Annotated in this window: 6 protein-coding genes and 1 pseudogene; 1 reads left to right on the top strand and 6 read right to left on the bottom strand. The window is 71.0% G+C overall.

What is annotated here, in order from left to right:
- The 5 genes and pseudogenes from ACTWQJ_RS43690 to ACTWQJ_RS43670 form a co-directional block, all read right to left on the bottom strand.
- Window positions 1–604 (bottom strand): annotated as a pseudogene (locus ACTWQJ_RS43690) (NHLP bacteriocin export ABC transporter permease/ATPase subunit); the annotation flags it as partial.
- 1 nt (window position 605) lies between these two features.
- Window positions 606–2825: an NHLP family bacteriocin export ABC transporter peptidase/permease/ATPase subunit gene (locus ACTWQJ_RS43685; RefSeq protein WP_443311951.1), complete on the bottom strand. Its 2220-nt coding sequence runs from the start codon at window positions 2823–2825 to the stop codon at window positions 606–608.
- Window positions 2822–3628, bottom strand: coding sequence for an HlyD family efflux transporter periplasmic adaptor subunit (locus tag ACTWQJ_RS43680; RefSeq protein ID WP_224734512.1), 807 nt, complete (start codon window positions 3626–3628; stop codon window positions 2822–2824). The genes ACTWQJ_RS43685 and ACTWQJ_RS43680 overlap by 4 nt, the downstream gene beginning before the upstream one ends.
- 93 nt (window positions 3629–3721) lie before the next feature.
- The gene (locus ACTWQJ_RS43675; RefSeq protein ID WP_129803259.1) at window positions 3722–3937 is read right to left on the bottom strand and encodes a type A2 lantipeptide; all 216 of its coding nucleotides are present in this window, start codon (window positions 3935–3937) and stop codon (window positions 3722–3724) included.
- A gap of 456 nt (window positions 3938–4393) precedes the next feature.
- Window positions 4394–4807, bottom strand: a complete 414-nt coding sequence (locus ACTWQJ_RS43670) for a PaaI family thioesterase (protein ID WP_443311950.1) — start codon at window positions 4805–4807, stop codon at window positions 4394–4396.
- A 188-nt stretch (window positions 4808–4995) separates the two neighbouring features.
- On the opposite strand from ACTWQJ_RS43670, the gene ACTWQJ_RS43665 reads away from it, so the two are divergent.
- Window positions 4996–6306 carry a S1 family peptidase gene (locus tag ACTWQJ_RS43665; RefSeq protein ID WP_443311949.1) on the top strand — a complete coding sequence of 437 codons (1311 nt, stop codon included), beginning with the start codon at window positions 4996–4998 and terminating at the stop codon, window positions 6304–6306.
- Between the two features lie 70 nt (window positions 6307–6376).
- Here ACTWQJ_RS43665 and ACTWQJ_RS43660 read toward each other — a convergent pair.
- On the bottom strand, window positions 6377–6908 hold a 532-nt coding region (locus ACTWQJ_RS43660; protein WP_443311948.1), incomplete at its 5' end, for a PP2C family protein-serine/threonine phosphatase.

Below are 6908 nucleotides of genomic sequence, written 5' to 3'. Positions count from 1 at the left end.
TCAGCAGGCGGTACTGCTGGTCGACCATGCTCTGCCAGACCGCCGGGTCCATCAGCAGGTCGGCCGCCGCCTCCGCCCCGTACAGGGAGCCGTACTGCACGCTGCCGGGCGGCACCTGCATCCAGAAGACGTCGTCGTCGGTCATCTCCGCGGCGCGCTCACCGGCGGTCGGCGCCTGGAAGAGGATGGACAGGCCGCGGCCGACGCCCAGGGCGAGAGCGTACTCCAGCGGGCTCGACGTGGGCGGTACGTACTGGGGGTTGCCGTACTCGTCGTACGACCAGGTCTGGGTGACGGCGGGCTGGTACAGCTCGCGCAGCCCGATGCGGTGCACGACGCAGTCCCGCACCGGGCGGGCGACCAGCGTGTGCTGCGGTCCCGCGACCGGGCCGAGCAGCAGCGAGCCCGCCTCCAGCCGGCCGAGGTGGTGCCAGTGGCCCTGCTGCGCGGCGTCGACCGCGAACAGGTCGAGGGCGCCCGCCGCGACCAGCCACAGCACCTGCGGACCCTCCAGGTCCAGGCGGCCCAGCCCGGCACAGTCGATCGGCGTGCCCAGCGAGCCGAGCGCCCCGAGGACGTAGTCGTCTTCGTGCACGGACGTCATCTCACCGCTCCCTGACCAGCGCCGCGTACGCCCCGCCACGCGCCACCAGCTCGTCGTGCCGTCCGCGCTCCACGATCGTGCCGTGCTGGAGTACGACGATCTCGTCGCTGTCCCGCACCGTGCTGAGCCGGTGGGCGATGACCACACACGCGCAGCCGCGCCGGCGCAGGTTGTCCATGACGACCAGCTCGGTCTCGGCGTCGAGCGCGCTGGTCACCTCGTCGAGCACGAGGATGCTGGGCCGGCGCACCAACGCTCGTGCGATCTCCAGGCGTTGGCGCTGCCCGCCGGAGAAGTTGCGGCCGTCCTGCTCGACCTTGCTGTGGATGCCGCCGGGCCGGCGCATGACGACGTCGTACAGTGCCGCGTCCCGCAGCGCCTCCACCACGGCCTCGTCCGGGATCGACGGGTCCCACAGCGCCACGTTGTCGCGCACCGTTCCCTCGAAGAGGAACACGTCCTGGTCGACGAAGGAGACGGAGGCCGCGAGCGAGCCGCGCGGGATGTCCTCCAGGCGCTGCCCGTCGATGCGGATCACGCCCTCCCAGGGCGTGTACAGGCCCGAGATCAGCCGGGAGACGGTCGACTTGCCGCTGCCGGAGCCGCCGACGAGCGCGACCTGTTGCCCCGGTCCGACGGTGAGGTCGAAGCCGGTGAGCAGCGGCTTGTCCAGCGGGCTGTAGCCGAAGGTGATGTTCTCCAGCTCCACGTGACCGTGCAGCCTGCGGGTGGAGTCGCCGCCCGCACGGTCGTACAGCGGGTCCGTGCGGAAGTTCTCGACGTCTTTCAGGCGGGCCACGTCGGCCGCGAAGTCCTGGATGCGGCCCGCGACGCCGTTGAGCCGGGTCAGCGGCGCCGTGAACCGGGTCACCAGCGCCTGGAAGGCAACCAGCAGACCCACCGAGATATGGCCCTCGATCGCGCGCATGCCGCCGATCCACAGGATCAGTGCGCTGTTCAGCGTCGCAAGGGTCGGCGCGACCACGCCCAGCCAGGCGCTCGGCACGCCGAGCCGCTGCTGCTCCTCCAGCGTCGTGGCGTGCTGCCCGGCCCACTTGCGGAAGTAGCCGTCCTCGCCGCCGGTCGCCTTCATGGTCTCGATCAGCTGGAGCCCGGTGTACGCCGTGTTGGTGAGCCGGGCGTTGTCCGCGCGCAGCTTCGCCGTACGAGTCGCGCGCAGCCGGATGACGACCCGCATGGCGACGATGTTCAGCAGGGCGACGCCGATGCCGACGAACGTCAGCTGCGGGTCGTAGGTGTACAGGAGGACGGCGTACAGCACCACGACCACAGCGTCCACGCCCGCCGCCGCGAGGTCGCGGGCGAGGGTCTCGGCCACGGCGTCGTTGGACTGGAGGCGTTGCACCAGGTCGGCGGGGCTGCGCTGGGAGAAGAAGGTGACCGGCAGTCGCAGCAGATGGCGCAGGAAGCGGGCGCTGGACAGGGTCGAGGAGATGATGCGGCCGTGGTGCAGGTTGGCCTGTTGCAGCCAGGTGAGGATCAGGGTGAGCAGCACACAGGCGCCCATGGACGCGAACAGCACGTCCAGCAGGGACGTCTGGCCGCCGATCAGGAACATGTCGATGTAGGTCCGGCTGAGCGCGGGCACGGCCGCGCCGACCAGGACCAGCAGCAGGCTCGCCAGGACGGCGGCGGGCATCGTGCCGGCGGTGCCGCGCAGCCGGGCGGGCATCGCGCCCCACACGCCGGGCTTGCGCCCGCCTCGCGTGAAGTCGTCGCCCGGCTCCATCGTGAGGACGACGCCGGTGAAGCTGCCGTCGAACTCCTCCATCGGGACGAAACGGCGGCCCTTGCCGGGGTCGTTGATGAACACCCCGCGGCGGCCGAAGCGGCGCCCCATGCCGTCGTAGACGACGTAGTGGTTGAACTCCCAGAACAGGACGGCCGGCGCCTTCACCTCGGCGAGGGCGGCCAGGTCCATCTGCATGCCCTTGGCCGTGAGGCCGTAACTGCGCGCCGCCTTCAGCAGGTTGCTGGCGCGCGAGCCGTCCCGGGAGACGCCGCAGGCGATGCGCAGCTCCTCCAGCGGGACGTGCTTGCCGTAGTGGCCGAGCACCATCGCGAGGGAGGCGGCGCCGCACTCCACGGCCTCCATCTGCAGGACGGTGGGGGTGCGCACGGTCCTGCCGCGGCTCTTGGGGATCTGACGCTTGGGCGGGGCGGCGCGGCGTCTGCCCCGGGTCTCCTGGGCGGTGGTCACGGCAGCAGCCAATCGACGGGACGCTGATCGGCCAGCCGGATCGAACCCGTGGCCATGGTCATGGAGGTGAGGGCGTACGGCGGCCCGTCCGCCGACGACCACGTGTAGCCGCTCTTCGTGCCGGACGACTTGTCCAGGCGGACCAGCACCGCGACCGGGCGGCCGTCCTTCGTGAACTGCTCGCCCAGCTGGCTGTCGCCGAGGAACGCGGCGATCTGCTGCGCGGACTGGGGAGAGCGGTCCACCGACTTCACATGGCCGCGCAGGACGCCGTACTCCTGGGTGGGGACCGTCTGCACGGTCAGGTCCACGGCCGCGTTCGCGGGGATCGAGCTGGCGTTCTCCGCCGGGACGTACACCGTGGCGTACAGCGGGTCGTCCGCGTCGGCGACCTTCTCGACGGCGGCGACGTTCGCGCCGGTGGAGATGATCTGGCCGATCGTCGCGGCCAGTGCGGTCAGACGGCCCGCGGCGATGGTGCGGACCACCGTCTCGCCCTCGGCGGTACGGAGCTTGAGGACGGGGGAGTTCGCAGGCAGCCGCTCGCCTTCCTCGGCGAGGATCGCGGTCACCTGGCCCGCGACGGGGCTCTGCAGGATGTAACTGCCCTCGCCGTGCGTGAGGATGGCGGGCGCGCTCACGGTGGAGGTCACCGAGCCCGTCACGGCCCACACGGACGCGGCGGCCATCGCGACCACCGTCACGGACAGCACGAGCCAGCCCTGCGGGCGGGCGAGACGCACCGGAAGGTCGAGCTCCTCCGGCGACTGGAGCTTGGCGAGGGCCTGTTGGCGGAACTGCACGGAACTTTCCCTCACCGGGTGGACTGCATGACGGCATCCGAAGAGCCCCGGAGCCGGGATACGACTCCGGGACTCAACGGCACTGGGGTGCGATCAGAGACCGGCGACCAGGCTGGTGACCGGGGCGGTGTTCAGGCCCGTGACACCCTCGACCGTGCCGACGACCGTGTCGACCGTGGCGGAAACGGGGGCGATGCCGTCCAGCGCACCGGTCAGGGTGTTGACCGCGTTCACGGACAGGCCGCCGGAGACGTTGTCCAGCTCCGCGTCGGAGATCTCGACGGTCTCAACCTGGGGGGTGGAGTTCATGATGGAACTTCCCTTCGTATGGATATTTCACAAGGGGGAGCGGCCCCCTCTGGGGACAGATGGACGGCCGCGACCGCGGTGGCGCCGAGCGCCCCTTGCGGGGCGCCCTGCACGGCCTCCGCGGTGCGATGGATCAAAGCACGCGGTGACCACGGGCATCCAATCAATCAGCCGTCTCACCAGGTCACTTGAGTACCATCGGCCGCGATCCGTGCAGGCGCGCGCACGCGTTGTCGGCAGCTTCTTCACAAGCCGCACCGCATCGGCCCGTCCAGGCCCCTTGCCGCCCGGGCGGCGAATCCGGCACTCCCGCCCCAAAGGAGTGTCCGGGGGCGTGCGATTGTGCAGATCCGCCGTTCCCGGTGACTTGGTTGCGTATTGGATGTGTAGATTCCCTGAAGCTGGAATTCCGCTCACTGTTCGGAACGGACCGTTGTCGACCGATCACGGATCGTGTTAGCCCAGGAGGGCATAGACAGTGCTCGCGCGCGCCGCGAGTTCACCCGTCCGTTCGGCGGTCATGGCGATGTCGGCGAACGCCATACGGCGGCCCAGCTTGGTGAGCGCCGCCTCGATCAGGACATCCGAATCCGTCACCGCGCGCTGGAAGGACGTCGACTGCTGAACCGTCGTCATCGGTACGAAGGCCCCCCGCGCCGCCGAGACGGCGATCACGGTCGTGGTGTCGGCGGCCGCCATCAGGGCCTGCCCGGACAACGCGCCGCCCTCCCGGGCCAGCCGCTGTGACCAGGGCATGCGCAGGACGGCCCGCTGGTCGCCCAACTCCGCCACGGACAGGCCCAGCTCCAGCACCCAGGGAGCGAAGTTGGCGGTGAGGATCTTGTCGGCTTCGGCGATGGTCATCGTCATATGGGCGATTGTTCCCGGCGCGCGCTGGCCGCGTGCGGCCCCTGGCCGAATCGGCATGGCCCACCGGCGCACCACGAAACCGGAATTGAACGTCCCGCGCGCCCCATGCGTACCAGTGGCCATCCAGGCGCCCCCAACAGCTGCCGAGACGGCGGCACAGACCCCGTCCTTCAGGAGGTCGAGAAGTCTTGAGTCACAAGCGAATTCCGAAGCGCAAGGCCGCGATTGCGGCGGGCAGCGTGGCGGCGCTCGGAGCGGCGGCACTTCTGCTGCCGAACGCCAACGCGTCCCAGGACGGCGCCGAGGACACCACCGCCGCCGCCCCCAAGACCCTGAAGGCGGGCGACGCCTCGGACCTCGCCGCTCAGCTCGCCGGGCTGCTCGGCGACGCCTTCGCCGGCTCGTACTACGACGAGGACAGCCAGCAGCTCGTCGTCAACGTCGTCGGGGACAACAACCAGCTCGTCGTCCAGGCCAAGAAGGCCGGCGCCGCGGTGCGCCAGGTCGACAACAGCACGGCCGAACTCCAGTCCGCCGCGCAGACCCTGAAGTCCGAGGCCACCATCCCGGGCACCGCCTGGGCCGTCGACCCCAGGACGAACAAGATCCTGGTCACCGCCGACAGCACGGTCACCGGCGAGAAGTGGGACACCCTGGAGTCGACCGTCCAGAGCCTCGGCTCGGGCATGGCGACCATCCAGAAGTCGGCCGGCACCTTCAAGACCTTCGCATCGGGCGGCGACGCGATATTCGGCGGCGGCTCCCGCTGTTCGCTCGGCTTCAACGTGACCGCGGGGGACGGCAGTCCGGCCTTCCTGACCGCCGGTCACTGCGGAGTCGCGGTGGAGCAGTGGTCGGACAGCCAGGACGGGGCGCCGATCGCCACCGTCGACCAGGCCGTCTTCCCCGGCGAGGGCGACTTCGCGCTCGTCAAGTACGACGACCCGGCCACCGAGGCGCCGAGCGACGTCAACGTCGGCGGCGGGCAGACCGTCCAGATCCTCCAGGCCGCGGAAGCCACCGTCGGCCAGGAGGTGTTCCGGATGGGCAGCACCACGGGCCTCGCCGACGGCACGGTCACCGGGCTCGACGCCACCGTCAACTACCCGGAGGGCACCGTCACCGGGCTCATCCAGACCAACGTCTGCGCCGAACCCGGCGACAGTGGCGGCTCGATGTTCACCCAGGACGGGCTCGCGCTCGGCCTGACCTCGGGCGGCAGCGGCGACTGCACGGTCGGCGGCGAGACGTTCTTCCAGCCGGTCACGACGGCCCTCGAGACGGTCGGCGCGACACTGGGCGCGGGCGACGCGGCCGGTGGCGAGGAAGCCGGTGGCGGTGAGGTCGGCGGTGAGGAAGCCGGCGGAGAAGAAGTCGGCGGCGAGGCCGGCGGGGAAGAAGTCGGCGGTGAGGAAGCAGGTGCCGGTGAGGAAGCCGGTGTCGGTGACCAGTCGGGTGCCGGAGTGGAGGACGGCTCCGGGCTGACCGAGACACCCTGATCCGTACACACCCGTCAGTCGTGGTCCGGCCCTCCGGCGGGAGGGCCGGACCGCCTTGTTCGTACGACGCTCAGCCGTCCCCCCGCGCCCGCAACAGCAGCAGCGCCACGTCGTCGATCCGCTCCTCCGCGCCCGCCTCGCGCCCCATGAGCACGTCGGCCAGCTCGTCCAGCGGCCGGTCCCCGGCCTCGCACAGGCGCCGCCCCAGATCGGCGAGCGCGTCCTCGATGTCGACGCCGGGGGATTCGACGAGTCCGTCGGTGTAGAGGGCGAGCACCGAGCCGGGCGCCAGGTCGACCTCCGTCGTCGGATACGTCGCCGATGCGTCGATCCCCAGCAGCGGACCGCCCGCGAGGTCGAGTACCCGCACCCGGCCGTCCGGCCGCCTCAGCAGCGGCGGCGGATGCCCGGCCCGGGCCATCACGGCCCGCCCGCGCCCCGGATCGAGCCGCAGATACAGACAGCTGGCGAACAGGTCGGACCCGAGGTCGATGAGCATCCGGTTGGTACTGCGCATGACCTCCCCCGGCGCCTGGCCGACGGTCGTGTAGGCGCGGACGGCGGTGCGGATCTGCCCCATCAGCCCGGCCGCGGTCACGTTG

Origin of the sequence: Streptomyces sp. KR55, assembly GCF_052245645.1 — a bacterium.
GTDB classification, from domain to species: domain Bacteria; phylum Actinomycetota; class Actinomycetes; order Streptomycetales; family Streptomycetaceae; genus Streptomyces; species Streptomyces flavusporus.
The sequence above is the reverse complement of the archived record's forward strand: the minus strand, read 5'-3'. Positions and strand labels throughout refer to the sequence as shown.

Excerpts from the sequence above, each read along its gene's own strand:
- ACTWQJ_RS43675 (WP_129803259.1), bottom strand. The coding sequence starts at position 3,937 with ATGAACTCCACCCCCCAGGTTGAGACCGTCGAGATCTCCGACGCGGAG.
- ACTWQJ_RS43670 (WP_443311950.1), bottom strand. The coding sequence starts at position 4,807 with ATGACGATGACCATCGCCGAAGCCGACAAGATCCTCACCGCCAACTTC.